Source organism: Mesorhizobium sp. M7A.F.Ca.CA.001.08.2.1 (assembly GCF_003998455.1).
Taxonomy (GTDB): Bacteria; Pseudomonadota; Alphaproteobacteria; order Rhizobiales; family Rhizobiaceae; genus Mesorhizobium; species Mesorhizobium ciceri.
Genome location: NZ_RZPW01000846.1, coordinates 1 through 2,518, shown reverse-complemented (window position 1 = coordinate 2,518; position 2,518 = coordinate 1). Strand labels below are relative to the sequence as shown.

General features: G+C 63.3%; 3 protein-coding genes and 1 pseudogene. All 4 read left to right on the top strand.

Translation table 11 applies throughout. The features are described from left to right. Window positions 1-290, top strand: a pseudogene (locus EN914_RS31920) (tRNA uridine-5-carboxymethylaminomethyl(34) synthesis enzyme MnmG); the annotation flags it as partial. Next, window positions 287-919, top strand: a complete 633-nt coding sequence (gene rsmG / locus EN914_RS31915) for a 16S rRNA (guanine(527)-N(7))-methyltransferase RsmG (protein WP_024504087.1) — start codon at window positions 287-289, stop codon at window positions 917-919. The pseudogene EN914_RS31920 and the gene rsmG, both read left to right, overlap by 4 nt. Window positions 920-971: 52 nt before the next feature. After that, window positions 972-1,772 carry a ParA family protein gene (locus tag EN914_RS31910; RefSeq protein ID WP_024504086.1) on the top strand — a complete coding sequence of 267 codons (801 nt, stop codon included), beginning with the start codon at window positions 972-974 and terminating at the stop codon, window positions 1,770-1,772. 63 nt (window positions 1,773-1,835) lie between these two features. After that, window positions 1,836-2,518: ParB/RepB/Spo0J family partition protein (locus tag EN914_RS31905; protein WP_127389525.1), on the top strand; the 683-nt coding region annotated here is incomplete at its 3' end.

Here is a 2,518-nt window from a genome sequence, read left to right as displayed (position 1 = left end):
CGGCGGAGCGACTCGAAACAGAGGCCAAATATTCGGTCTATCTCGATCGCCAGAAGACGGATGTCGCGCAGATCCGGCATGAAGAGAGCCGGCTGATCCCCGAGACGGTCGATTTCGCTGGCGTGCCGGGTCTGTCGAACGAGTTGAAGCAGAAGATGCAGGCGCGGCGGCCGCGCTCCATCGCCGATGCCCAGCGCATGGAAGGCATGACGCCGGCGGCGCTGGCGATCATTGTCGCGCATGTCCGTCACGCGGAGAGCGCCCAGCGCCTGCAAAAGGATGTTGCGTGAGTTCTATGACCCTAGCGAGCCTGCAGGACACGGCAGGCCCGGTTTCACGTGAAACATTCGATCGGCTGGTGGCGTTCGAGCAGATGTTCCAGAAGTGGAATCGCAGCATCAATCTGGTGGCGCAATCGACCTCGGGCGACGTCTGGCAGCGTCATATATTGGACAGCGCGCAGCTCGCGCGCATAGAGCCTGCCGCCACACGCTGGGTGGATATCGGCTCGGGCGGCGGATTTCCGGGCCTTGTCATGGCTTTCCTGCTGGCCGAGCGCGACGGCGCCAGCATCGATCTGATTGAAAGCAATCGCAAAAAAGCATCCTTCCTGCAGACCGTCGTCGGGCAGTTCAGCCTGCCGGCGCGGGTGGTGGCGCGCCGCATCGACGACAGTCATGCGCTTGTTTCGACGCCGCAGATCGTCACGGCGCGGGCGCTGGCTCCGCTTTCGACCTTGCTGGACCTGTCGGCGCCCTGGCTGATTTCAGGCGCGCGCGGCCTGTTTCACAAAGGCCGGGATTACCGCACCGAAGTGCAAGAAAGCGTTCACCGATGGTCCTTCGATCTGGTAGAACATCCCAGTGTGACCGACGCTGGCGGCGTCATCCTGGAATTGTCCAACCTGCGACCTGTCTGATCCGTCACTGACAGGCGATTTGGCGCCCAAAATGAATTTCTGGCATAAACCCATGATGAAGAATGGCCCCCGAATCATCACCGTAGCCAACCAGAAAGGCGGCGTCGGCAAGACAACCACCGCCATCAATCTGGCGACCGCGCTGGCCGCGATCGGCGAAAAGGTGCTGATCGTCGATCTCGATCCGCAGGGGAATGCCAGCACCGGCCTCGGCATCGACCGCAAGGATCGGACGGTCTCGTCCTATGACGTGCTGACCGGCGAGCTGGAGCTGGAGGCCGCGGCCATCCCGACGGCGGTGCCCGGCCTGTCGATCGTGCCGTCGACGCTCGACCTGCTCGGCATCGAAATGGAGATCGCCTCCGCGCCCGACCGCGTGCTGAAGCTGCGCAATGCGCTGCGCGCCGCGACCGAGCGCGGCGCACCTTTCGGCTATGTGCTGATCGACTGCCCGCCCTCGCTCAACCTTTTGACCTTGAATTCAATGGCTGCGGCCGATTCTGTTCTTGTGCCGCTGCAATGCGAGTTCTTCGCGCTCGAAGGTCTCAGCCAGTTGCTGGAGACGGTCGAGCAGGTGCGCCGCTCGATCAATCCGGATCTGACCATCCAGGGCATCGTGCTGACCATGTATGACGGCCGCAACAATCTCGCCAACCAGGTGGTGCAGGATGTGCGGTCGCATATGGGCGACAAGGTCTACGAGACCGTCATCCCGCGCAATGTGCGGGTGTCCGAGGCGCCGTCCTACGGCAAGCCGGCGATCCTTTACGATCTGAAATGCTCGGGCAGCCAGGCCTATCTGCAACTGGCGTCGGAAGTGATCCGCCGCGAGCGCAAGTTACGCGCCGCTTGATTAGACTCCCTGCAATCTAAAGAGCCGATTCGATACCGAAACGATCCGGAACCTGGAATAAAGATGAGCGAAGACCTTTCGAGAAAGAGACTGGGGCGTGGGCTGGCGGCGCTGATCGGCGAGATTGATCGCCCAGCTGCGCCTGAAAAATCAGGCATGAGCGCCGACGGCAAGGTGCCGATCGAGTTCCTGACCCCCAATCCGAAGAATCCGCGGCGGCATTTCGGCGACGCCGAGCTGACCGACCTTGCCCAGTCGATCCGCGAACACGGCGTCGTCCAGCCGGTGGTGGCGCGTCCTTCGCCGGCACAGGCCGGCCGTTACGAGATCATCGCCGGCGAGCGGCGCTGGCGGGCGGCGCAGCGCGCCGGGCTTTCCGAGATCCCGGTCATCATCCGCGAGGTCAACGACCGCACCGCGCTCGAGCTGGCGATCATCGAAAACGTCCAGCGCACCGACCTCAATGCGGTCGAGGAAGCACTTGGCTATCAGCAGCTGATCGACGAGCACGGCTACACCCAGGCTGATCTCGGCCAGGTGATCGGCAAGAGCCGCAGCCATGTCGCCAACACGCTCAGGCTCCTGAAGCTGCCGGACGTGATCCGCGACATGCTGGTCGACGGCGCGCTGTCGGCGGGCCATGCCCGCACGCTGGTGACGGCGGAAGATCCGGCCGGCCTTGCCAAGCGTATCGTCGAAGAGGGCCTTTCGGTACGCCAGGCCGAAGCGCTGGCCCAGATACCGGC

Coding starts and splice junctions, on each gene's coding strand:
- EN914_RS31910 (WP_024504086.1), top strand. CDS start 972: ATGATGAAGAATGGCCCCCGAATCATCACCGTAGCCAACCAGAAAGGC.